21 protein-coding genes are annotated in these 23,096 nt (G+C 54.8%); 11 read left to right on the top strand and 10 right to left on the bottom strand.

The window, feature by feature from the left end; all coding sequences use genetic code 11:
• The first annotated feature begins 118 nt into the window (after positions 1-118).
• Both FCN80_RS26900 and FCN80_RS26895 read left to right on the top strand, forming a co-directional pair.
• A complete protein-coding gene (locus tag FCN80_RS26900) occupies positions 119-565 on the top strand; it encodes a hypothetical protein (protein ID WP_230492735.1) in 447 nt (148 codons plus the stop codon).
• Complete coding sequence (locus FCN80_RS26895) at positions 540-800, top strand: TonB-dependent receptor (protein ID WP_230492734.1); 261 nt, start codon at positions 540-542, stop codon at positions 798-800. The genes FCN80_RS26900 and FCN80_RS26895 overlap by 26 nt, the downstream gene beginning before the upstream one ends.
• Positions 801-880: 80 nt before the next feature.
• On the opposite strand, the gene asrC is transcribed toward FCN80_RS26895, so the two are convergent.
• From asrC to asrA, 3 genes are read right to left on the bottom strand one after another with little or no spacing between them, the layout of a single operon-like run.
• The gene (gene asrC, locus FCN80_RS17095; RefSeq protein ID WP_136991385.1) at positions 881-1,894 is read right to left on the bottom strand and encodes a sulfite reductase subunit C; all 1,014 of its coding nucleotides are present in this window, start codon (positions 1,892-1,894) and stop codon (positions 881-883) included.
• 10 nt (positions 1,895-1,904) lie between these two features.
• Positions 1,905-2,723: an anaerobic sulfite reductase subunit AsrB gene (gene asrB, locus FCN80_RS17090; protein ID WP_136991384.1), complete on the bottom strand. Its 819-nt coding sequence runs from the start codon at positions 2,721-2,723 to the stop codon at positions 1,905-1,907.
• A gap of 3 nt (positions 2,724-2,726) precedes the next feature.
• On the bottom strand, positions 2,727-3,770 hold the full coding sequence (asrA, locus tag FCN80_RS17085) for an anaerobic sulfite reductase subunit AsrA (RefSeq protein WP_136991383.1): 1,044 nt from the start codon (positions 3,768-3,770) through the stop codon (positions 2,727-2,729).
• Positions 3,771-4,188: 418 nt separating this feature from the next.
• On the opposite strand from asrA, the gene FCN80_RS17080 reads away from it, so the two are divergent.
• The 8 genes from FCN80_RS17080 to FCN80_RS17045 all read left to right on the top strand — a co-directional run bounded on the left by FCN80_RS17080 (position 4,189) and on the right by FCN80_RS17045 (position 13,081).
• Entirely contained in the window at positions 4,189-4,680 is a 492-nt protein-coding gene (locus tag FCN80_RS17080) for a hypothetical protein (protein ID WP_136991382.1), read from the top strand.
• Between the two features lie 447 nt (positions 4,681-5,127).
• Positions 5,128-5,724, top strand: coding sequence for a hypothetical protein (locus FCN80_RS17075; RefSeq protein WP_136991381.1), 597 nt, complete (start codon positions 5,128-5,130; stop codon positions 5,722-5,724).
• A 222-nt stretch (positions 5,725-5,946) separates the two neighbouring features.
• Positions 5,947-6,846 (top strand): oxidoreductase, encoded by a 900-nt coding sequence (locus tag FCN80_RS17070; protein WP_230492733.1) that lies wholly within the window; start codon positions 5,947-5,949, stop codon positions 6,844-6,846.
• A 349-nt stretch (positions 6,847-7,195) separates the two neighbouring features.
• Positions 7,196-8,239 (top strand): sialidase family protein, encoded by a 1,044-nt coding sequence (locus FCN80_RS17065; protein WP_136991379.1) that lies wholly within the window; start codon positions 7,196-7,198, stop codon positions 8,237-8,239.
• Positions 8,240-8,329: 90 nt separating this feature from the next.
• On the top strand, positions 8,330-9,679 hold the full coding sequence (locus tag FCN80_RS17060) for an MFS transporter (RefSeq protein WP_136991378.1): 1,350 nt from the start codon (positions 8,330-8,332) through the stop codon (positions 9,677-9,679).
• Between the two features lie 249 nt (positions 9,680-9,928).
• Positions 9,929-10,621, top strand: a complete 693-nt coding sequence (locus FCN80_RS17055) for a hypothetical protein (RefSeq protein WP_136991377.1) — start codon at positions 9,929-9,931, stop codon at positions 10,619-10,621.
• 1 nt (position 10,622) lies between these two features.
• Positions 10,623-11,888, top strand: a complete 1,266-nt coding sequence (locus tag FCN80_RS17050) for an O-antigen ligase family protein (protein WP_136991376.1) — start codon at positions 10,623-10,625, stop codon at positions 11,886-11,888.
• Between the two features lie 176 nt (positions 11,889-12,064).
• Positions 12,065-13,081, top strand: coding sequence for a LacI family DNA-binding transcriptional regulator (locus tag FCN80_RS17045; RefSeq protein WP_136991375.1), 1,017 nt, complete (start codon positions 12,065-12,067; stop codon positions 13,079-13,081).
• A gap of 49 nt (positions 13,082-13,130) precedes the next feature.
• Here the strand turns inward: FCN80_RS17045 and FCN80_RS17040 are convergent, their stop codons facing one another.
• From FCN80_RS17040 to FCN80_RS17015, 6 genes are all read right to left on the bottom strand, one after another.
• Positions 13,131-14,222 (bottom strand): ABC transporter ATP-binding protein, encoded by a 1,092-nt coding sequence (locus tag FCN80_RS17040; protein WP_136991374.1) that lies wholly within the window; start codon positions 14,220-14,222, stop codon positions 13,131-13,133.
• A 79-nt stretch (positions 14,223-14,301) separates the two neighbouring features.
• On the bottom strand, positions 14,302-15,555 hold the full coding sequence (locus FCN80_RS17035; RefSeq protein ID WP_170975430.1) for an ABC transporter substrate-binding protein: 1,254 nt from the start codon (positions 15,553-15,555) through the stop codon (positions 14,302-14,304).
• A gap of 54 nt (positions 15,556-15,609) precedes the next feature.
• Positions 15,610-16,455 (bottom strand): carbohydrate ABC transporter permease, encoded by an 846-nt coding sequence (locus FCN80_RS17030; protein ID WP_136991372.1) that lies wholly within the window; start codon positions 16,453-16,455, stop codon positions 15,610-15,612.
• Complete coding sequence (locus FCN80_RS17025; RefSeq protein WP_136991371.1) at positions 16,452-17,381, bottom strand: carbohydrate ABC transporter permease; 930 nt, start codon at positions 17,379-17,381, stop codon at positions 16,452-16,454. The genes FCN80_RS17030 and FCN80_RS17025 overlap by 4 nt, the downstream gene beginning before the upstream one ends.
• A gap of 981 nt (positions 17,382-18,362) precedes the next feature.
• Positions 18,363-19,289: a DMT family transporter gene (locus tag FCN80_RS17020; RefSeq protein ID WP_136991370.1), complete on the bottom strand. Its 927-nt coding sequence runs from the start codon at positions 19,287-19,289 to the stop codon at positions 18,363-18,365.
• Entirely contained in the window at positions 19,290-20,882 is a 1,593-nt protein-coding gene (locus tag FCN80_RS17015; protein WP_136991369.1) for a B12-binding domain-containing radical SAM protein, read from the bottom strand.
• A 136-nt stretch (positions 20,883-21,018) separates the two neighbouring features.
• On the opposite strand from FCN80_RS17015, the gene ftrA reads away from it, so the two are divergent.
• A complete protein-coding gene (gene ftrA, locus FCN80_RS17010) occupies positions 21,019-22,050 on the top strand; it encodes a transcriptional regulator FtrA (protein ID WP_136991368.1) in 1,032 nt (343 codons plus the stop codon).
• Here the strand turns inward: ftrA and FCN80_RS17005 are convergent.
• On the bottom strand, positions 22,037-23,002 hold the full coding sequence (locus FCN80_RS17005; RefSeq protein ID WP_230492732.1) for a D-2-hydroxyacid dehydrogenase family protein: 966 nt from the start codon (positions 23,000-23,002) through the stop codon (positions 22,037-22,039). The genes ftrA and FCN80_RS17005 overlap by 14 nt on opposite strands.
• Positions 23,003-23,096 lie beyond the last annotated feature (94 nt).

The following is a 23,096-nucleotide window of genomic DNA, read 5'->3' as shown; positions in this document are numbered from 1 at the left end:
AAGACACGGCAAACCCTACGGCGGGAGCGATTGGCGGTATCGGCTGATAGGCAAAGCCAGCGAGGGAGACGGACAGGCCCGGACCACCAAACAGGAAAGTGGCCTTATCGCCCCGTCCTTGACCTGGCAGCCCTCAAGCAGGACTCGCCTGACGCTGGAAGCCCTTTATCAGGATCAACCCCGTCTGACGCCTTCAAACCCGCTGCCGCTGGCCTACCCGCGCAGCGGTTATGCCTCCGCACGGGATTATGCCGGCCATCACTGGAACGGGTTCAAGCAGCGGGAGGGCATGGCGGGCTACAATATTGAGCATAACTTCGCCAATGGCTGGGGGATCGTGCAAAAAGCCCGGTATTTTAAGGTCGATACCCACCAGCGTAGTGTCTACGCCACGGGCACCAGCGGCAGCGACACGCAGCTTTCCCGTTTCGGCTACACCACCGATGAAGATCTTAATAGCGTCAATATCGATAATCAGTTGAAAAAAACGACGCGGTGGGGCGACTATACTTTCGTATCAGGGTACACTCAACGGCCTGATGCTTGGCACCGGTTTGCGCTATAGCGGTAAAACGGAAATCTCCCCGGACAATACCCGCGGGACGCTGGGCGGCAATGTGCAATATGACATGGCCGCCAGTTACGATATGGCCGTCGTCGCCCCCCAGTTAGAAGGCCTGACGCTTAAGGCCGGCGCGCAAAACCTCACCAATCGATTTTCCTACACTTGCTATAGCGCCGCCTATTGCTGGATTTATCGCGACCGGACCTGGCAAGTCGGCCTGAACTACCGGTGCTAACCCTCGCTAGCGCCGGCGGCGTTTTCACGCGTTATGGCGCACCCGCCGGACAATGTCGGAGATGCGCCGGTGTCGATGGCTTATTGCGCGGCGGGTTTGAGGTGCATTCTGGCGACGGATTCGTCCTCCGCCCAATAAATACGCTCCGCGACCAGCGCTTCCGGGTTAAGGCTTATCCCCCTCAGCACCCGTTCCTTAAAGCGCGGATAGCCGCTTCTGTCGATTAAATGTCCCATATGCAAATAGATGGGTTTTCCACCCAGCATTTCTTTCTCGAATTCATAGAGATTGGCGATCATCCGGGTAATGACGTCCTCGGTGACCCAATTAAGAAAGATTTTGCCCACGCGCGGGGTTTTCTTGCTGGTGCGTCCGCCCAAACGCACCTGATAAAGCTGTTTTGGCTCACGCTGCCAGGCCAGTGTCGGACAGGCCAGTACGCATTCCCCACATCCGATGCAACTGGACGGCTGTTTGACCGCTTTGCCGTTCTTTAACGCCAGGCAGCCAACGGCATGATGTTCGCAGGCTTTCGCGCATGCGCCGCAACCGATGCACCGCTCGGCATTAAAACGTATTTTCGCCATGCCGATAATACCAAGATCGGCCATGGAGGCTTTTGCGCAATCGTTGGGGCAGCCCGCCAACACCACTTTCAAATGATAACGGCTGGGATAGACGATTTTTTCCAGGCGGCGGGCCATACCGGTGGTGTCGGTATTCGCTTTCTGGCAGATACGGCTCCCCTGGCAGGCGACAATGTTCCGTCCGCCGATTGCCTGATATCCCGCCCGCGTATCGGTGACCTCGACATCGCACATGCCCATCTCGATTTCACGGATAAACGGTTCCAGCGCCGCATTCACCTTGTCTATATCTTCATAGCGGATGCCCGGCATCGCCAGTTTCTGCCGGGTGGTCAAATGGATCTGTCCATTGCCGTAAGTCTGGGCGATGTCCTGGGCCACGGCGAGCAAATGCGCGGGCAGGATCCCGCCGGGGATCCTGACGCTGACCATTGCCTCGCCGCGCACTTTGGACAGCCGGTATTCATTGAGCGCGCGGGCTTTGATGATATCAATATCGATACTCATGCTTTCCTCCTTAATCCACAAAATGTTGCGCGATCGCATAATTGAACACCGGTCCGTCGACGCACACATACACATCGCCCATCCGGCAATGACCACATTTACCCACCGAGCAGGCCATTTTGCGTTCGTAATCGACCCAAATCTGTTCCGGCCGCAATCCTTTTTTCAGCAACATCTGTACCGTAAAACGGATCATGACCGGCGGTCCGACGACAATCGCCTGCGCCCGCCCGACCTTGGCGATGGCCAGCCCGTCGAGATGGTCGGTGACCCGGCCGATACGGTGCCGTTCGTCCGCTTCGCCCTCATCCAGGGTCAGGATCAGGTTATGCGCCTTTCCCCATTGCGCCATCTCCTCTTTGTACAGCACGCTATCCCGGTTCTTGTAGCCCAAAATCATATCCAGTCGCGCGATCTGGCCGGGATTTTCCGCAAAATAGCGCAACAACCCTTTTACCGGCGCGACGCCGGTACCGCCCGCCACCACAATCAGCGGCCGGTGCCGGAAGCGGTCCATGGGATAGCCATTACCGTAACAGCCCCGTAGCCAGACCTTGTCGTCCGCCCGCAAAGCGCACAACGCCGAGGTGACTTTGCCGACTTGGCGAATCAGCAAATCTATCCAGCCGTCGCCACAATCGGAAACGGAAATGGGCGCCTCGCCGACCAACGGCAATGAAACCTCGACAAACTGCCCGACCCGGGCGGGAAAATCCACGGCGACGCGGAAGTTCCACTCCAAAGACGTCTGGCGCGTGACGGCAAGGATAGGGTAAGCGGCGGGCAGCAGGCTGTGGGAGGCGTTATCGTGACAAACACAATCGGACATGGGTTAGGCCTCCTCTGCCAACGCCTGTTGTACGGCGGCGGTCATTTTGTTGATTATCGTGGAGAATTTAATATATTGCGGGCAGCGATCATCGCAGCGGCCGCAGCCGACGCACATGTGTTCAATGCCATTGCGCGCTTTATAATCATTGACTTTATGCAGTGCGCGATACCGCAATCTTTCTCCCGGATCGGCGCGGAATCCGTGCCCGCCAGCCATATCGCCAAAACCGGGCACCATACAGCTTGCCCACTGGCGCCGTCGTTCGCCCCGTCGCGGGCTTTCTTCATAGGCCACGTCAAAAACGCTGTAGCAGGTGCAGGTGGGGCATCCGGTATTGCAACGTCCGCAACCGATGCAGCGGCTGTCATATTCGCGCCAGAAAGAATGGCGGGTGATAATGTCGCGGATTTTCTGCGGATCGTCGCAGACCTTATCCGGCGTGACGACTTTTGTCGGATTGTCGTTGACAAACCGCGGCAGATAATCCGTGGGCCGGCCAAGATCTTGCAAGGCATTCTGGAATAACGGGTCGTTGGGCTGAATATCGGCCCCTTGGTCGCTGAAACGAATGGCGGCGACATAATTATCCGTTTTATTTGTCCCCATCGATACACAAAAACAGTTTTCAAAACTGTGCTCACACTCTATTAAAACAAAACGAATATGCTCGCGCACCAGGCGATAACTATAATCGGAATTATTCCCATTTGATAAATACATCTCATCCAGCCGCGACATGGCGTTGATATCACAGGCACGGGCAAAAATCAGAATGGGAGAAGTATCGACCTCGGCAATCTGAATGGTATCTCTATTGAAATAAAACAGTGTCTCGGTAATGGGTGAGATAACGCTATGGGGCGATGTGTGGGACTTTTCTTTCCAGACCACCTCTTGCCAGCTTTTAACCTGTTGATAAACAATGTTATCAGTATGCGCAAAACGCCCACCCCAATATTCCGCCGAGGGGGCGTATACACGCCACCGCTTGCGCAAACGCCCCAGCAAGAGATCAAATTCATTTGGTGTAATTTTGATGGCCATCACAAACTCCAGGTAAGATATCAGAGAACACACCTCAATTAAGCCTGTGTAAAATGAATAACCATGCTATCGCTAACCGCCGTGAACCGCTAACGAGAAAAAATCATTAGCGATATCGGATTCATCTATATGAACGCTGACTTCAACAAATTGCCCCATCGACGGCCGCGTTGGGGCGGGAATTAAGCAACACATATATGACCATTGTTCCATAAATAATTACCAATTAAAATTAATTTCACGAATCCAGGCAAATTCGTGTAAAGGCATTGCCGAATCCCGATGAATTCTTTATATTTCCAAAATACATTCCCAAGGGGAAAATCACCTTCACGCCACAGCGTCAACCCACCAATTATTAGAAAGAGAACCCATGATGAGTTTTTCGATAAGTTTACAACAAATAGTTTCCGGTATAATGTCATCTACATCTTCATTACCGGGATGGGTGCAACGTTTTACACAAGGGGCAAATGCGCCAACGGATAACGGGTATTATCGCGACGATCCGCCATACTTAACCGTGGGGAAAAAGCTGTACCAGTTGGCGCAAGACGAAAGCCTGAGGAATGCCACCCGCCATACCCTCATGCCGCCGGGCAAACTGCATATCCGTTCGGCGGCCCACGCCGTGACGGCCGGTTTGTACCTGTCTCAATCCCTCTCTCATACCTTAGCTTGTCCGGCGCCAATGACGGCCGGAGCCGGGGACGATAAACGCCCCGGCAGGTCCCTGGGCTATTCCCCGCATCAAGCGGGCCGGGCCGGAGGGGCGCTATTTTCAAACGATGTCGGCCCGCATTCGGTAAGGGAGAACGACGGTGAAATTCATTTCAAACTGGTTTATGTCTCGCCGCAAAACTATCCTAACTATAAGGGTTCGCGATTTATCGCCATTCCCGTTTATTGAAAAAGGCGTATATACCGCGACGTCACTGTTTTTCCGCCGAATGGCCATTAACAGCGACGGGCTGTCCCCCTTTATCGGCAGCATTATTTGAAACGCATTCATTATCCGGTCGCCTGTCGACCGTTGTTTACTCTACATGATTCAGGTTGCATCGCGACGGCAAGGGATCGCGTTCCCGGGAGCCCAGATAACCCCGTGACCGGGGTAAGCGAACGCAGCCAACAAAGAGGCGGCCTGGATAATGACGAGTATAAATGATGACTTGTTGCTCCTTGGTTATGAATGCCGCTTTATAATGTCTTTTACTCGATTAACAAAATGATTCATCGCCCCTTTACGGCATTGGCAAATGTTACGACGACATGGCCTTTCAACCCCCGAACCTTTTCTCTCCAACCCGGTAAGAAGCGGTCAACGGTAAAGTTACTCGACATTGGAGACATCATAATGAAAATATCGCAATGCATTCCTTGTTATCAAACAGCAACAGAGCATGAAGCCTATTACAAAGAAAATGCTCCGGTTGAAGAACGATATTGTTTTCTTGAACGATGGAAAAGCTGGGCGGAAAAACCGTGGAGCAGGGAAAACAAATATAACCGGCGTATTGCGGCGATACGCATGCGTATTGCGTTGAGCGATAGCGTGCAAACACTCGATCTCTCCGGCTTCGGCCTCACCGAAATTCCCCCCTTGCCGCAGCATATTCAATTTTTGGATTTGAGCCATAATCGGCTTAAGACATTACCTTATTGTCTTCCCCCGAAATTAAAGCGCATCAACCTGAGCCATAATCAGTTCACAGGCATGGTTAACTACCTGCCGCGAGCCGTTATCGTGGAAATCAGCGATAACCCGCTAACAACAAAAAATATCAACCGAATCATTCAAGGGCAGTTTCCTTACAATATCGTGCTTAACGGTTTGGTTATTTATGATAAATCCCCCGGTCAGTTTGAATTGACGGAAACGCTGCGCGAAAGCTGTTTAGAAAGTTTACAGGTTAGCCAGTTGCGGTCGGATGCGTTAAAAACGACTTTATAAGCCCCTGTATTCCATCCGGTGTGGGGCAACCGGAAACCGCCCCTCCATCGTTGTCCGTTTGCGGGATTCAATGTTATGCTCGGTTTACCCGGGGACGGCGGGTGACCGTGTCGCGTGCCTTGCCTTTGGCAATCCGGCGATCCGCTATCGCGGAAGGCTATTTATGGTTAACGCTGGCCGGGGCCGTATCGTAAGCGGTCGGCAAGCGGTAATGAGGGCGAGATGATGATGACACCTGAAAATCCCTCCGTCGCGCTGATTGGTCCCGGGGCCATCGGCACCACTGTAGCGGCGGCGCTGCATGAGGCCGGGCGCACACCGATAATTTGCGGACGTTCGGCGCACGAGCGCCTGGCGTTGCGGTTCGACGGCGGCGATATCGTAGTGCCGGGGCCGGTGCGAACCGATCCGGCCGGGGTGAAACAGACCGTTGACCTGGTTTTCGTCGCGGTCAAGTCGACCCAACTGGCGGCGGCGGCGCCCTGGCTCTCCGCGCTCTGCAATGACAGCACCGTGGTTTGCGCGCTGCAAAATGGCGTCGAACAAAAAACGCTGTTCGCGCCGTATTTATCCGGCCAGCCGGTGCTGCCCTCGGTGGTGTGGTTTCCCGCCCAACGCCAACCCGACGCCTCGGTATGGCTGCGCGCCGAAGCGCGCCTGACCGTGCCGGATACGCCGGCCACCGGCGTGGTGCTCGCGGCGTTGCGCGGCACACGATGCGCGGTGGAGGTCGCGGCGGATTTCACCTCCGTGGCTTGGCGAAAGCTGCTACAGAATGCGGTCGCGGGATTGATGGTTCTGGCGACCCGCCGCGCCGGCATGTTTGCCCGGGCCGACATCACCGCGCTATCGCTTTCTTATCTGCGGGAATGTCTTGCGGTCGCCCGCGCGGAAGGCGCCATCCTCGGCGACGATGTCCCGCAAGACATTATCGAGGGGTTCCACCGCGCCCCGCCCGATTTGGGGACCTCTATCCTCGCCGATCGGCAAGCCGGCCAGCCTCTCGAATGGGATATCCGCAACGGGGTTGTTCAGCGTTGTGGCCGGTCTCACGGCATTCCGACGCCAATAAGCGATCTGGTGGTGCCGCTTTTGGCGGCCGCCAGCGATGGGCCGGGCTGACATTGATATCGGCGGCCGCCCCAGGGCGGCCCCGCTTCCCTCCCTCCGGTCGCCCTCAAGGGCGCGATCATGGATTGCATTGCCATCTCTCCCTTAGCCGTCTCTCGCTTAGTCATCGTCTTGCATAGCCATCGCCATTCCGGCGCGGGGAAAGCGGTTACTGCGCCTATGCCGGTCCTTGAAACCGTGCCTGATATGTCCGTCGCTTTCCGCCCCTTGGCGTGATCGCCATCATGCTTCCAAAGCAAAACACTTGATCCTTAAAAAACCTTTAACTACATTAGCTAAGTCGAGTTAGCAAAATAAGTACCGGGCTATCCGCCAGCCTGTTTACACGTGAGTCACCACTATGCCATTGACACTATTAGACCGTGAATCGCTGGTGCCTTCCCCTTGGCCGGCTTTCGCCCAATGCCACGCCTCAACACTGGTATTGCTGCCTGACGGCGATCTGCTGGCGGCTTATTTCGCCGGTCGCAAGGAAGGCAGCGGCGACACCGCGATTTGGCTGTCCCATCGTCATCAAGGACAGTGGCTGGCGCCGAGGCGATTGATGGCCCAAGACGGGTTGGCGCATTGGAATCCGGTGCTGCATTACCAGCAAGGCCGGTTGTGGCTGTTTTACAAAACCGGTTCTGATGTGCATCGCTGGATCACGCGGTTTGCCGTGTCCGATGACGGCGGCCGTCAGTGGAGCGCGCCGCGGGAACTGGCGCCGGGCGAGGCGCGTCCCCGCGGGCCGGTGAAAAACAAGCTGCTGGCGGCCTCGGACGGCGGCTGGCTGGCGCCCGGCTCAATGGAAGGCCGACGGTATTGGGATGCTTTTGTCGACCGCTCCACCGATCAGGGCCGGCACTGGCAGTTGGCGCCGGTGCCGTTGAACCACCAATCCGGTGAACCGGCAAGCGGCGAAGCCCTTTGGCGGGGTCTGGCGGATAACGCGCTATGGGAAAGCGATATGGACACCGTCTTCCAGTGGGACGGCATTATCCAGCCGGCGTTGTGGGAATCGGCGCCGGGGCGCATCCATTTACTGGCCCGCAGCACCCGCGGCCGCCTATGGCGCAGCGATTCGGCGGACTACGGCCGCAGTTGGTGCGCCGCCTACCCCACCGAGGTGCCCAATAATAACAGCGGTATCGACTTAACCCGCGCCGCAAGCGGAACGCTGGTGTTGGCTTGCAATCCCGTCGGCGACAATTGGGGTAAACGCACGCCGCTGTCGCTGTATGAATCACGGGACAATGGCGACAACTGGCGGCCCGCCCTGGATATCGAACAACAAGACGGAGAATTCTCCTATCCGGCCGTTATCGCCGATGGCGATCGGCTGCATCTGACCTACACCTGGAATCGCAACAATATTATTTACTGCGCGCTACGTCTGACGTAACGTACGCGATTTTAGCCATAGAGACGTCACCCCAACCCTACGACGTCCGGCCGATGAAGCCGGCGTAAACCGTTTATAGCGAGGAATATCATGTCGATTTCCCTTGACCTTTCCGCACGGCAGGCGGCCGAACACAAATCCAATATCCGCCGTATCGTGATCTCCAGTTGGATCGGCAATACCATTGAGTTTTATGATTTCCTGTTGTATGGGCTGGCCAGCGCGCTGGTCTTCAGCCATCTCTTTTTCCCCAGCATCAGTCCGCTGGCCGCGACCCTGGCATCGTTCGCCACCTTTGGCGTCGGTTTCGTGGCGCGGCCGCTTGGCGGGATTTTCTTCGGCCATATGGGCGATACGCTGGGACGTAAGGCGACGCTATTGATCACCTTGGGCGGGATGGGACTGGCGACATTTTTGACCGGATGCCTGCCGGTTTATGATCAAGTCGGCATTTGGGCGCCGATTCTGCTGGTGATCCTGCGTTTTGCCCAAGGCTTTCTGGTGGGCGGCGAATGGGGCGGCGCCATGTTGATGGTCGTGGAAAGCGCGCCCGCCAACCGGCGCGGCTTGCTGGGCTCCATTCCGCAAACCGGCGGGTTTTCCGGCCAGTTGCTGGCCACCGGCGTCTTTGCGCTCATGACGTTGCTGCCCGAGGAAAAGCTCATGACGTGGGGGTGGCGGGTTCCTTTTCTGTTGAGTTTCGTGCTGGTGCTCCTCGGCCTGTGGATGCGACGCAAGCTGGATGAAACCCCGGTTTTCCGCGAAGTCCGCCAACGGGAACACTTGCAAAAAGGAACCGTTGCGGCCAAAAAGGAAAGTCCGGTGGTGGAAGTGGTGCGCAAACAATGGCGCAGCATCCTGCTAATCATGGTACTGCGTTTTGCCGAAAGCGTTCCGTTCTTTCTCGCCACGGTATTCGCGGTATCTTACGCCACAGGCCAGTTGGGCGTGGAAAAACAAACCATCCTCGGCGTGGTGATGGCCACCTGCGTGCTGGCGTTTCCAATGCATGCGCTGTTCGGCGCGCTGTCCGACAAGGTCGGCCGGCGGCCCATTTACCTGTTCGGCGCCCTGTTCGCCGCCGCGATGGCGTTTCCCTTCTTCAAATTGCTGGAAAGCGGCTCATTCGCGCTGATGGTGCTGGGCTATATTCTCCTTATCAATATCGCCCACAACTCCATCAATGCGGTGCAACCGGCGTTTTTCACGGAATTGTTCGGCCCGAAGGTCCGCTACAGCGGCGCGTCGATTGGCGCGCAACTGGGCGCGATTGTCGCGGGGGGGTTCACACCCTTTATCGCCAAGGGGCTGACCGTGCTGGATAATAATGGCTGGACGCTGGTCGCCTCCTACGTCACCCTTGCCGCGCTGGTGGCGGCCTATGCCGCCTGGCGCGCGCCGGAGACATCGCGACGGGATATGACCAGGGATATCGACTGACCTTATCCAAGCCGCGTTTCCCCGCCAGGACGGCGGGGATTGCCGCGGGATCATGGACACCCAGCAAGGGAACTCATAAAAATGTTTTCATTGACAACAGAAAAAGACATTGAAGTGTGATAAGTATTTCAAGATATTAGCTACGCCTTCCTTTTCTCCCCGATACCGGTATGATGTACGGCGCTTATATTCCAGCCCAGCGCTGCCGGGCTTATCAGCTCGGAAAATGGTGCCTTGCGGGGTTGTGTTATGAAAATTGTCTCGGTGCTGCGATCCGGCGGCGACTATGATGAAAGACATGTCAGATGGTTATATTCCCAGTTGCCGGGCGGCTATGAAAAAATCTGCCTGTCCGACGTGGCGATAAAGGGCGTCGAGACTCTTCCGTTGACCACAAATTTTCCGGGCTGGTGGTCAAAGCTGGAACTCTTTAATCCAGAAAAGATTGATGACGATATATTCTATCTGGACCTGGATGTCGTCATTGTCGGCGATATCACTGATATTCTTGAAAATGAAAAATTGACCATGCTGAGTGATTTCTATAATCCGCTGAAAACGCATAATTCGGCGATCATGCGTATCCCCCACCAGCATAAGTACCTTGTTTGGGAAACATTCAACCGCTTTCCCGAACTTTTTATGCATCGCTATCGGGACGCGGTGATCAGGAATTCTTATCGCGCCTCTTGCCGCAAACTCATTTATGGCAAGAACTGCTGCCCGGTCAAATCGTCAGTTACAAAAAACACGTGGTCAAAAAGAAGAAAAAGACACCCTCCATCGGTGATGGCACCGTCCCGCCCAACACCCGTATTGTCTGCTTTCACGGCAAACCCCGGCCATGGGATTGTGGCGAAATCTGGGTTCCTCCCCTGCAACCCCAGTTGGCCTTGGCCTGATACGCCAATGACGCATCATTCTTCCGAACAAGGACGTTGACATGACACTGCGGCAAAGGATGCAAGCAACATTCCCCGTCATCATCGTGGTGATGATGATCTTATCGTCATCCGTGGTACTGACCGATAAACTTTTCAGCCGCTACCTGTTCTACTTTGCCACCGTGTATACCCTTCTGTTTCTGGCCATGGGCGGCCGGTACAAAAAACCCTCGCCCGCCGAATGCCTGCTGGCGCTCGGCGCCTTGGCCGTCGGTCTGTCGCAATACCTCTGGTGGCATCGTTTTCCCGGCGGCCCGCACAGCCATTTCATGGCCGACGTCAACTACCGGACCACATCCCGGATCCTGTTGGCGGGGGTGGTATTGCTGTATTGCATATCGCCGCTGGTTAAAACCTGCGATAAACGCGCCGGTAAACCCCTTTGCGCGCTGATCATCATCGGCTTTTTGTATATTTCCGCTAATGGCGTCTACGATCATCTGATAGCCCCCGACCTCAGGCTGCGTATCGATACGGCGGCCACCACAACCGCCTATCTGTACATGCTGCAAACGTTTATCACCTTGCAAGCCGTGCGCGTGGCGAACTTCCGGTATCACAAGACGCTACTGGCGGCCGTCATCGTGATGTCCTTTGTTATCTTGTTGCTGACCGAGACCCGGACAGTCCTGTTCCTCTATCCGGTGTTGTTGCTGATTTTTCATTGCAACAAGCGCATTGTGTTCACCGCCAAAACACTGGCGACCCTGGTCGTGGTAATGGCGCTCGCGGTGATGGTGATAGACAATTACTTTCAGGATTCCGTTGAGCGCGTTAAAAGCACATTCTGGGAGATTTCCCAATTACGCGACAATAAAGACACGTCCCTGGGATCGCGGGTCATTCTCTGGGAGTCCGGTTGGGATGTGTTTACCTCGCGGTTGTGGGGACAAAGTACCCAACACCGCTACGACCGGGTTAAACACCAGATTATCACTCAGGAAAACGGCAGCCCCGAAGCGTTGCGCAACTCCGTGTTCCACTTGCACAATGACGTGATCGAGGCCGCTTCGCTGCAGGGCGTCACGGGATTGGCGGCATTGGTCTTTTTCTATCTATCGATCGCGGTGTATATCATCAAGAAGGGGATGTTCCGCCCCGCATTCTTATTCCTGTTTGTCCCCGTAATATTGATAGGCTTGGTGGATTGTCTGTTTATCAATGATCGTTTTGTCGTTTTGCTATTATCGCAACTGCTGATTTACCGATATCTGAGTGGTGTTGGCACAACCGAGGGCAACCATTTGCCGGCGGCGCACCCCTAGGTCTGTAAACGACCACGCCGACAAACCCGTCGCCAACCTTATCCGTTCAAGGGCCGCGCCCAGGGGAGCGGGTAGAGGGCCTGTTGCCGGCGTTCTTGAATTATTCATAAGCTATATCGAGTTAGCTTTTTATTATATACTGGATATCCCGTTAGTGATCGGACCGGATACCCTTTATGCCCAAAACCGTTGAACAAATCGCCGGCACGTTAAATTTATCCATAACCACTGTGCGACTGGTGCTAAATAATAAGGCCGATCAGTATCGCATCAGTCTTAATACGCAAAAACGCATACTGGATTACGTCGTTCAGCATGGGTATACGGTCAACCACGCGGCGCGCAGCCTGAAATTAAACAAAACCGATACGTTGGGCCTGATCATTCCCCGGCTGTCTAATCTGTTTTTTTCCACCCTGGCGGAAAAACTGGAATTACGCTGCCGAGAGGCCGGGTTTCAACTGATGCTCAGTTGCAGCTATAGTGATTTGCCCTACGAGGGTAAATTGGTCGAGGCGCTGGTCAGACGCAATGTTGACGGCTTGTTCATTATCCCGTCGTCGCTGGAATCGTGCAATCTGCACCTGAAAAATCTTCCCAAGCCGGTCGTGTTCCTGGATCGGGATTTCGGTAACCAGGGGGCGCCGCTGATTGTCAGCGATAATTCGCAGGGCAGCGCGCTGCTGACCCAGGCCATGCTAACCGCCAGCCGGCAGCCGCTGTTTTTTCTGGCGGGCGACATTCATCAGCCGACGATTAAACACCGTCTGAACGGCTATCGGCGGGTATTGGCGGCGATGAACATCGACGCCAAAGACCAATGGATCTTATCCGCCCGGCACAATCGTCGCATGGACGGCGAACAGATGATCGAGGATTTCCTGTCAAGACATACCCGGCCGCCCGCGGCATTTATCGCGTCTTCCCTACCGGTGCTGGAAGGCGCGCTGCATACGTTGCGGGCGAAACTGGGCCGTATCCCGCCGGAAATCAATATCGGCACCTTCGACGAGCATGCCATGCTCAGTTTCCTGCCCAACCGTGTCTGGTCGGTGCGGCAGAATGTCGAAGCCTGGGTGGAAAACGCGTTCAACGCCATGCAAAAGGCCATCGCCGGAGAAAGCCCGCCGGTCAAAACCGTCGTCCCCATGGCGCTGATTCAGCGCCAGGTGGCGAGAGCGCCCGAAGGCTGAGCGGGGAATACGCGCGCGCCGCCGGGCCATCGCCCCACCCGGCGGCGTTTCAATGCCGACGCGCGTTAGGCATCAGGCTACGTCCGGTTTGGGTATCGAATACCCGGATATGTTCCGCGCCGAGTAACAATGAGACCCCCATCCCTTCCGCCATGGGTTTGCGCGTATCCACCACCATGCAGACACGGCCCCAGGAGGTATCGATAAGTATTTGCGTCTCCGCGCCGGTCGGCTCGACCACCGCGACCTTACCGGTGAGCTGGGCCCCCTCGGCGACGGTCTGCAAATGATTGGGCCGGATTCCCGCCGTGACCCGTTGATCAGGCCGTACATCGGCCTGTGGCGGCAAGGGCAGCGCTTCGCCGCTGTCGTTCACCAGCCACGGGGAATTCTCCCGCAATTGCACCCGTCCTTGCAGAAAATTCATGGCGGGCGAGCCGATAAAACCCGCCACAAATAAATTGTCGGGATAATCATAAAGCTCGAAAGGCGTACCCACCTGTTCAATGTTACCGCCACGCATCACCACGATACGATCGGCCATGGTCATGGCCTCCACCTGATCATGGGTCACATAGACAGTGGTGGTCTCCAGCCGATGTTGCAGCGCCTTGATTTCGCTACGCATCTGCATGCGCAATTGCGCGTCGAGATTGGACAAAGGTTCATCGAATAAAAACACATCCGGTTCGCGGACAATGGCGCGTCCCATGGCCACACGCTGACGCTGTCCGCCGGAAAGTTCACGGGGATAACGTTGCAAATACGGATTCAAATTTAATATTGCGGCGGCGTTGTCGACTTTTTCCTTGATAGCGTCTTTAGCGACATTGCGTAAACGCAGGCCGAAAGAGATATTATCGTAGACGGTCATGTGCGGATACAACGCATAACTCTGAAATACCATGGCGATATTTCGGTCTTTCGGCGCCAACGCATTGACACATGCGCCGCCGATGGAAATCGTGCCGTCGGTGATGTCCTCCAGGCCGGCGATCATCCTTAATAAAGTGGATTTACCGCAACCCGAGGGGCCGACCAGCACCAGGAATTCGCCATCGGCGATATTCAGGGAAATGTCATTGATAATGCAAGTTTTATCATAGTGCTTGCGCACATTTTCAATCAATAAAGAAGCCATCGTTACCCCCGATAAAGTGTCGCCGTCCACTCCCCTCACGCGGCCGGTCGCCAGACAGCCGACCGGCCGCGGCGACGTGTTAGCGTTTGTGCTGGGCGTTATAGGCCGCGGCGGCCCGATCCAGCGCCTGTTTCGGATCGGCATTCTGCAAAAACACCTGCTGAAAGGCCGTTGCCAGCAATTGGGTCAATTTGCCGTAATCGGCCGGCAAATTGGCTATTCGCCCATAGGCATGGGCATAATCCGCCCAGCCCTTCATCTCCCGGCCGACAGGGTCCTGAGAGAAGAATGTATCCTGATAAATAATGGATCGGCTTGGCAGTACGCCGGCGCGGGCGAAAGCCAGTTGGGATGTGTTATTGGTATAATATTGGATGAAGGCCCAGGCCCCGTCCTTATGCTTGGAGTTAGCGCCGATGGTCAGGGTCTGACCGGCGATCCGGGCCGGCGTCGGCTTATCTTTTTCCCAACCGGGGATGGGCGCGGTGGCCAGCCGGTCACCGGCGGCGGCGGCGGCCCTGGCCGAGGAGACCCGGTAGCTGCCGTTTATGGTCATGGCGGTTTTGCCGGCTTGAACGCTGGATAACAGATCATCGGCGGTCATCGTGACAACGCTTGAACGCATCGCATTGTCCTTGATCATCTGATCTAGAAACTTCAGCACCCTGACACCGGCCGGGCTATTGAATATGGCTTTACCCTGGCTATCAATCACTTCGCCGCCGGCGCCCCAGATAAGCGGCGTGAACATTTCCGAGACCCCGGCGCCCAATTGCCCCGAAGACGCGCCCATGGCGAATCCCATCACCTGGCCGTTGGCCAGTTTGCGGGCGTCCTCGGCCATCTCAGGCAATGTGGCGGGCGGCATCAATCCCGCCTGCTGTAATAAATCCTTGCGGTACCACAATAGCCAGACACGGGTTTCCCATGGCACGGCCATGATGTGCCCCCCGTAGGAAAACAGCTTAAGCGGCATGACAAAACCATCGCGTTCCGCCGGCGAAAGTTTGGCGATATAGTGATCCAACGGGATAATGGTTTTAGCGGCCACATGCATGGCCAATTGATCGGAATAGACATTGAGAATATCCGGTCCCTCGCCCGCCGCCGTGGCTTGAATGACATTACTGTCGATACGGCTGTAGCTAATGGATTCAACCGAAACACGGTATTGCGTTTGCGATTGATTGAACCCCTCCACCACCTGTTTCAATGCTACCGTGCGGGGATCATTGCCGGTAATCGGCAGAAATGTCCACATTTTTAACGGCACAGGTTCCGCCTGCGCCCGGGAAATGGTTGTCGCATAAATGAGCGTAAGCATCATTCCCATGAGAAATAATCTCATTATTTTCATAGCAGCCTCTGAATGTTAGTGCTGTTGAACTTACCCCTTCACGGCGCCCGCGGATAAACCTTCCACCAAACGCCGTTGCAATAAAAAGAAGGCAACGGCGACCGGCACCAGGGAAATGACCGTGGCGGCCATCAACTGGCCCCAATCGATACCGTAATTAGAAATATAAGTATAGAGACCAACCGAAAGCATTCGATGCCCTTCGGATAGGGTCAGCGTGAACGCGATAATAAAATCATTCCAGACAAACATAATAACCATAATCGCAGCAGCCAAAAGTCCAGGCCGCGACATGGGCAACACGATTTTATAAAAGGCTTTTAACCTGCTACAGCCATCAATTAATGCCGCCTCTTCCATTTCCTTGGGAATACTTTCGAAAAAACCCTTTAACAACCAGACCAGAATAGGGACATTCCAGGCGGCGTACACGATAATCAGGCCGGCGAAGGTATCATACAAGTGAATATGTACCGCCAGGTCGTATAAGGGAACCAGAATCGCGATGCCGGGGATCATGGATGTCGCCAGCAAGCCGAACAAGATGGCGTTTTTGCCGGCGAAGTTGAACCTGGCCAACGCATAGGCGGCGTGAAGGCTCACCGCCAGACTCACCGCCAGTGCGCCGCAAGTGACGATGATGCTGTTGCGAAAATAGATAGGCAGGTTGGATTGGGTCCAAACGTCATAAAGGTGCTGGAATGTGGCGGGTGTGGGGATCCATTTGGGCGGAAACGCCATGATCTGCCCACTGGTTTTCAGGGCGGTCGATATTCCCCACAATACCGGGAATACGGCCATGGCCACCACCATAATTAACGCCAGGCTACTGAACAAGGCCTTGGGCGTGAACGGTATGAGCGCGGAATGTTTCACCGTGTGGTCCCCCGTAAAGCGCGTACATAGAATAGGCTCAGAGCAAAATTAATCAGGGTCAGGATAAGCCCCAGCGCCGCGCCGTGGCCGATGTCCCAGTCCTCGAAGCTCATTTTCAAAATACGCAGACCGAGCGTCTCGGTAGACTGCACCGGTCCGCCGCCGGTCATAACATAAATCAGCGTCACCATGTTGACATACAGCAAGGTCAATTGAATCACGATGACTTGCAGGGTCGGACGAATCAGCGGCAGGGTAATATAGCGGAACAATTTTACCGGCCCGGCGCCATCCACCCGCATCGCTTCATACAACTCCTGTGGAATGGTTTGCAACGCCGCGATAAATAATAATGTCGCCAGCGGATAACTGGCCCAGACATTCACCACGATCAATGCCGCCATGGCGCCGTGGGGAGAAGACAGTAACGGAAAATCAGCATGAAAAGTCTGTTGCAGAAAATACGTGACGGCCCCGAAGTCGGCATTGAGCAACCATCCCCACAATAATCCGGTAATCGTTTGTGAAAAAACCCATGGCAGTATGGCCAGGGTGCGTAAAACGCCGCGAAAAGGAATATTTTTCCCGTTTAACAATAACGCCACCAGCAAGCCATAAGGTAAAACCAGAATGAGAGACCCCGCTGTATAAATAACGGTATTAAAGAAATCAGAATGAATTGTTTGGTCAGACAAAATATCCACAAAATTTTGCAGGCCGACAAACGCCACCGTTTCGGCATATCGTGTCGAGAACAAGCTTAAATAGACGGCATCAATAATAGGATAAAGCGAAACGGCGGCAACCAGTAATAGAGAAGGGAAAATAAAAAAGAAAAAAAACCGCCGGTTCGCCGAACCGGTACGCTCTTTTTTTCGCACGTTTACAGCGAGACGAATATCCTTACCTATGGAAGGGAGCGTCATTTCGGGTATCCTCCGGCTTCACTAAATGAGAGATATACTCGTCATACTTCAAGTTGCCCCTTTATTGGCGGCACTCGCTCATCCCAGTCACACAGTGAGCTGTGCGCCTGGGGAGGCATGAGAGACATCCTGTCTCTCAACGGAGGCCCGCCGTAGGCGGTTCAAATTCGTTCCCGACGAATTTGTCACTCGCTTGCCGCCGCGGTGCAACTCGAATTATTTAGAGTGTAGAGTCAGTCTGAGTCAATATGAACGCATTGCAATTGGCATCTGGTTATATTCTTCATACTCCACGTCGCCTCTTGGTTGGCCGCCGCGCTGCAACGTGCATGATTCAGAGTCCATCTTCCTGCCGGCAATGGGCGGATAACTTAAAAAAACAGGCCTGAAGCCATCTGGCGTTATCGCTTATCAACCCGCGCGGCAGTGCGGCTATTCCAAATCGGTCAAACAGGCCCAAATGCCTCTACCACTGCGAATGTCTCCAAGGATTGTGATGCACACCGCTATCTTTCAAGCTGCCGGCAATCTGCCGTGGCGTTAAAGTAGGCAAACGCTTACTCTCACACCAGGTCTTTCCACCCTTGTTGCTCGTATTGTCGGCGCCCAACGCGAATCCGCCGGCGCTTAACAGGCAAGCGCACAAGCTAATTCGAGTTAGCAAATTATTATAATCAGACTAAAACAACAAGCGCCTTATGAGCGTTTTGTGAGCAATGTCAATATATATCAATAATATCGTTAATGATCAGTTAAATGTCATCATTTTGCTTTTGCCGGCCAGGAGGCCACGGGAGGTTTGGTGAGCGGGGATTTGCGCAGGCCGTACCACATGGGCGGCGCTATTCAGAGATCCGGCGCGCGGGGCAACCGGCTTTCGTCCGCCGTGTCTCCTTATCGCACCGAGGTTGACGGGGCTAACGTGCCGCGCGACGGCCGAAACGTCGCCGTCCGGCTTTGCCCGTCGCGGCGACGAATGCCTTATGGCTCCGTTGACGTGTCGGCATGCCTTTTGGCCAACGCACTGTGGTTGGACAGGAAGACCCCGGTGATAATAATGACCGCCCCCAACCACTTAAGCCAACCGGCGGTCTCCTTCAATACCAGCACAGAAAGCAGTACCGTAATAAAAGGCACCAGGTTGATAAACGAGGCGGCCTTGGTCGCGCCAATTTCGTCGATTCCCTGATTAAAGAACAGATAAGCCAGTACCGATCCGCCCACCGACATGAAGAGGATAGCGGAATAACTGACCAGGGTCGGCACCTTGCCGACCAGGCATAGCGAGGGCAAACGCGCCATATCGGCGGCGACCCAGGGCAGAAAAGCGAGGCTGCCGTAAAAAAACAGATAAAACATTTTCACCATACCCGGCACCGGGATGGTCCACCTTTTAATGAGCACATTATAAATACCGAAACACAAGGTACTGACCAGCAACATGATATCGCCCATATTATAGGAAGCGGTGGAGAAAACCCGCCAGTTCCCGCCGGTAATGGTCACGGTGACCCCCAGATAAGCGATAATCAGCCCCGCCAGTTGCCAGGGGTTGACATGTTCCATGCCGGACATGGCGGCAATCAATAATGTGATAAGCGGGATGGTTGCTTCAATGATGCCGGCATTGAAGGCCGTGCTACTGTTTAGCCCATTGAAATAAAAATAGTAGCAGAGCGTCACACCGAAGATGGCGGTGATAAACATGCGCAAATGGGTAAGCAGATCAATCTGGATAAGTTGTCTTTTATCCTTGACGCACCAAAGAATAATGATAGCCGCGATAAAAAACCGTAGAAAGGTGACCAATGAGGGAACGAATACCGCCAATGCATATTTACCGGCAATGGCCGATCCGCCCCAAAAAAAGGCCGATAGCGATAGCGCCAGATAGACTCGGATTTTCATTCAAATGACTCCAAAAGCCGTTGACAACTCTCTAATCATTTTCTCCAATCGTGGAATATAGTTATATTCTTCTTTCATAAATCGATCGGATATTTTACCGGTTGAACTTAGTTCATTAATCACTACCAATAAAAATTCTACTGTATTGGCCTGAATCAGTTCGATATATTTATCCAGCGCCTGCTCCTGTTCCAAATAGCCCACCATTCCCCTATTGAAGTTACTGATTTTGAGCTTATCGCGGATATCACGCAGGAAGCGGTCTTCCAGACGGATGATTTCGTAGCGATCGTTTATTCGTTGGACAAATTCATAGAGCTTGCCAACCCGGCTGTCACGGAAACGGTAATTTTTCACATCCCAGGGCGTATGCCTATCCTGCATGCGAGTTTGCTGATTCAGACGGATACCGGGTAATGTCTCCGCCCGCGATGCAATATTCCAAAACGAAGCCAGTCCGACGCCATATAAAAACAGAATGGTTTTTTGGATTTGCTCCAAGGTGACATCCTGGTAAAAAGTGATGCAGCCATTGGTGGAGCCGGCCATACCCTGCGATTTTAGGTAACGAAATACCTTCGTGGAATCGGACTGTTGTATTTTTTTGTTGTAGCTATCCAACTGCTCGTCATCCCCCGCCTCCAGCCCGAGGTAGGTGCTGATCATGCCGATATTACGCAAACGCAGCAAAAGCTCCCGATCCTTTTCTTTATCGATGTTAAAACTGTCCGCCCGGATGAAAACATCAAAGGGCAATGATAATTCTCTTCTTTCCATCTCATCGCAAAAAGCATTGACCCAGGCCCGGTTTTCTTTGGCGGGCGTGACAAAGGTGGCGTCGTAGATATGTAAATAATCCCGGCTCTGCCGTATCAACGGCTCCAGCGCGGCGATTTCTTTGGCGACATTGGCCGGCGATCGCATTCTAATGCCGGTGGATTCATTGCCCAGAAAACGCTGGGCATTACAGAAAACACAAGGATAAGGACACCCGCGATTGATCAATATCCCCACTTTTATCGGCTTGCCGTTTTTTATGGCCCGATGGGCGATATCATGGGCCGCGAAAGAAAGGCCGTCCAGATTGGTATTGGCCGCGCGGTTATTATTGATATGAATTTCGCCGGTTTTCCCGTCGCGATAGGTTATTCCATCGACGTCATTCAACGGGAATTCATTGCTTATGGCATCAATCAGACGTTGCAGGCTGATTTCCCCCTCGCCCCGGCAAATCGCGTCGATGGACTGATACGCGGTCAGGATGCCCACATCCTCGTAAGAGACATGCTCCCCGCCCAGGACAACAAAAGGTTTGGACTTGGCAAACAAATGCAACCGCTGACTTATGCGCAAAGCGGACGGCAGCGTGGCATAATTGACACTGAAAACCGCCAGGGTAAACCTGCCTTTGATGATTTTTTCCACCATCTCGTTTTCCGTTAGCCCGTCCACCCGCAAATCGAACAATTCCACGAGATAACCGGCTGAACGTAATTGCGCCGCAAACAGTCCTAACGCAAGATTTTCATGTTGCTCATAGAGTTCACGCATTTCCGGCGTTTCAGTTTCGGGATTTATCAAGGCAATACGCATGTTCCACCTCTTGGTTTACGGCAAAAAAATGCCAAGCGGCTATTCGAAACATGGTTAAATAGCCGTCGATTATTGGCTTGTTCCAGGCTATTATCCCTTTATGGAGATTTGTCTTAACAGAAGGCGAAGCGACAACATGCGTATAAATCCTGCCAAAAAATGTCACCATGTCGTGGCGGTGGCTTACGATCGGTTGCGAACTTTTGAATTTGGTTGCGTAGTGGAATTCTTTGCGGTGCAGCGGCCGGAGCTGAATGTCGACTGGTATGATTTCACGATTTGCACCGCCGATAAGCACCGTATCGCGGCGGTCGGCGGCCTGATTATGGAGATCGAACAGGGACTGGAAGCGCTGGAAACCGCCGATACCATCGTTATCCCGGCCTGGCGCGATCTGAACGAAACGCCGCCGGAACCGTTATTACAAGCCCTACGGGCCGCTTATCGGCGCGGCGCCCGCCTGTGCAGTATCTGCACCGGCGTGTTCGTTCTGGCGGCGGCGGGCCTGTTGCAGGGTAAAAGCGTCACCACCCACTGGCACCATGCGCGTCTGCTGGCCCAGCGTTATCCCGACACCCTGGTGCTGCCCACCGCCCTTTATGTGGACGAAGGACAAATCGTGACATCCGCCGGTTCGGCCGCCGGGCTGGACATGCTGTTGCATCTGGTGAAAACCGATTACGGCCACCGGGTGGCCAATATGGTGGCCCAACGCCTGGTTATCCCCTTTCACCGCGAAGGACGGCAACAGCAAGTGCCGCGAACCAAAGCGGTGGAAAAAGGCGAGAACCGGATCGCCAGCCTGGTGGACTGGCTTAAGGCCAATCTGGCGATGACCCATACGGTCGCCTCGTTGGCCAAGCGGGCCATGATGTCGGAGCGAACCCTGCAACGTCACTTCCAGGAAACGATGGGGCTGCCGATTATGCAATGGCTGGCGTTGTGCCGGCTGGAGTATGCCAAGGAATTGCTCAGCGAAGGGGCGTTTTCCATCGCCAAAATCGCCGAGGCGTCGGGTCACGCCTCGGAGGCGACGCTGCGTCACCAATTCAGGGTTCACGAAAAACTCTCGCCCACCGCGTTTCGTCGCCAGACCCTGGCCGGCGAAGACGACTCCGGCCTGATGTCCAACGCGGCCGCGGACCGGCCGGCGGTTATGGAGCGATAACGCGCATTGGCCGGCCGGCATGCCAGGCGAGGATATTTTCAACCATCTGGCCGTAGAAACGTTGAAAGTCCTCCCGCGTGACGTAGCCGATATGCGGGGTGGCCAGCACATTATCCAATGTACGGAACGGATGTCCGGCCGGCAAGGGTTCGGTATCAAACACATCCAGCGCCGCGCCGGCAATACGACGTTCCCGTAACAACGTCAATAACGCGTCTTCGTCCACCAGCGGACCGCGCGAGGTATTCACAAAATACGCCGTGGGTTTCAACAGGGCCAACGATGCGGCGTCAATGATGCCCCGGCTGCGCTCGCTCAGCACCAAGTGAACGGATATGATATCCGCCCGCCGAAACAACGCCTGCCTGGAGACGTATTCCACCCCATGGCGCGCCGCCAGCTCCTCGGTCAGGTTCGGGCTCCATGCCATAAGCCGCATACCGAACGCACGACCGTAACCGGCGATTTTCTGGCCGATTTTACCCAGCCCGAGAATACCGAGGGTTTTCCCATGCAAACCATCGCCCAGGCCGATTTGCCAGCCGCCGGCGCGGACATCGGCCGCCTCGGCGGCCAGATTGCGGGTCAGCGCCATGATCAAGGCCCAGGTCAGCTCGGCGGCCGCGAACTGACCGCTCTCGGTGCCGCAAACACAGATGCCGCTTTGCGCCGCGGCGGGTAAATCAATGGCCGCGTTACGCATGCCGCTGGTCGATAACAACTTGAGCCGGGGCAGTCGCGACAGCAAAAGCCGGTCGAACCGGGTTCGTTCACGCATGGCGCAAATGACGTCGTAAGGTTGCAATCGCTCGGCCAGCACGCTGGTCGGCGCGGGGTAATCAGGCAGGAAATCGACCTGGGCGAAAGAGGACAGCGGCGACCAGTCGGCCGCATCTTCAGCCACGGATTGCCAGTCGTCAATGACGGCAACGCGCAAGGTTGGGCTAGACAATGGCTTTCTCCTTATCACTGGCGGCGGCCATTGGCCGCGAAGGATAACCTAAGACCCGGATACCCCAGCATACAAGGAAGTCGAAACGGCTTGC

The sequence above is a fragment of the Martelella alba genome (genome assembly GCF_005217455.1).
Taxonomy (GTDB): Bacteria; Pseudomonadota; Gammaproteobacteria; order Enterobacterales; family Enterobacteriaceae; genus Acerihabitans.
This window is presented reverse-complemented; position numbering and strand designations above follow the sequence as displayed.

Coding starts and splice junctions, on each gene's coding strand:
- FCN80_RS17045 (WP_136991375.1), top strand. CDS start 12,065: ATGCCCAAAACCGTTGAACAAATCGCCGGCACGTTAAATTTATCCATA.
- FCN80_RS17075 (WP_136991381.1), top strand. CDS start 5,128: ATGAAAATATCGCAATGCATTCCTTGTTATCAAACAGCAACAGAGCAT.
- FCN80_RS17040 (WP_136991374.1), bottom strand. CDS start 14,222: ATGGCTTCTTTATTGATTGAAAATGTGCGCAAGCACTATGATAAAACT.
- FCN80_RS17080 (WP_136991382.1), top strand. CDS start 4,189: ATGTCATCTACATCTTCATTACCGGGATGGGTGCAACGTTTTACACAA.
- FCN80_RS17050 (WP_136991376.1), top strand. CDS start 10,623: ATGACACTGCGGCAAAGGATGCAAGCAACATTCCCCGTCATCATCGTG.
- FCN80_RS17020 (WP_136991370.1), bottom strand. CDS start 19,289: ATGAAAATCCGAGTCTATCTGGCGCTATCGCTATCGGCCTTTTTTTGG.
- FCN80_RS17035 (WP_170975430.1), bottom strand. CDS start 15,555: ATGGGAATGATGCTTACGCTCATTTATGCGACAACCATTTCCCGGGCG.
- FCN80_RS17055 (WP_136991377.1), top strand. CDS start 9,929: ATGAAAATTGTCTCGGTGCTGCGATCCGGCGGCGACTATGATGAAAGA.
- ftrA (WP_136991368.1), top strand. CDS start 21,019: ATGCGTATAAATCCTGCCAAAAAATGTCACCATGTCGTGGCGGTGGCT.
- FCN80_RS26895 (WP_230492734.1), top strand. CDS start 540: ATGCTTGGCACCGGTTTGCGCTATAGCGGTAAAACGGAAATCTCCCCG.
- FCN80_RS17025 (WP_136991371.1), bottom strand. CDS start 17,381: ATGACGCTCCCTTCCATAGGTAAGGATATTCGTCTCGCTGTAAACGTG.
- asrB (WP_136991384.1), bottom strand. CDS start 2,723: ATGTCCGATTGTGTTTGTCACGATAACGCCTCCCACAGCCTGCTGCCC.
- asrA (WP_136991383.1), bottom strand. CDS start 3,770: ATGGCCATCAAAATTACACCAAATGAATTTGATCTCTTGCTGGGGCGT.
- FCN80_RS17060 (WP_136991378.1), top strand. CDS start 8,330: ATGTCGATTTCCCTTGACCTTTCCGCACGGCAGGCGGCCGAACACAAA.
- FCN80_RS17015 (WP_136991369.1), bottom strand. CDS start 20,882: ATGCGTATTGCCTTGATAAATCCCGAAACTGAAACGCCGGAAATGCGT.
- asrC (WP_136991385.1), bottom strand. CDS start 1,894: ATGAGTATCGATATTGATATCATCAAAGCCCGCGCGCTCAATGAATAC.
- FCN80_RS17070 (WP_230492733.1), top strand. CDS start 5,947: ATGATGATGACACCTGAAAATCCCTCCGTCGCGCTGATTGGTCCCGGG.
- FCN80_RS17065 (WP_136991379.1), top strand. CDS start 7,196: ATGCCATTGACACTATTAGACCGTGAATCGCTGGTGCCTTCCCCTTGG.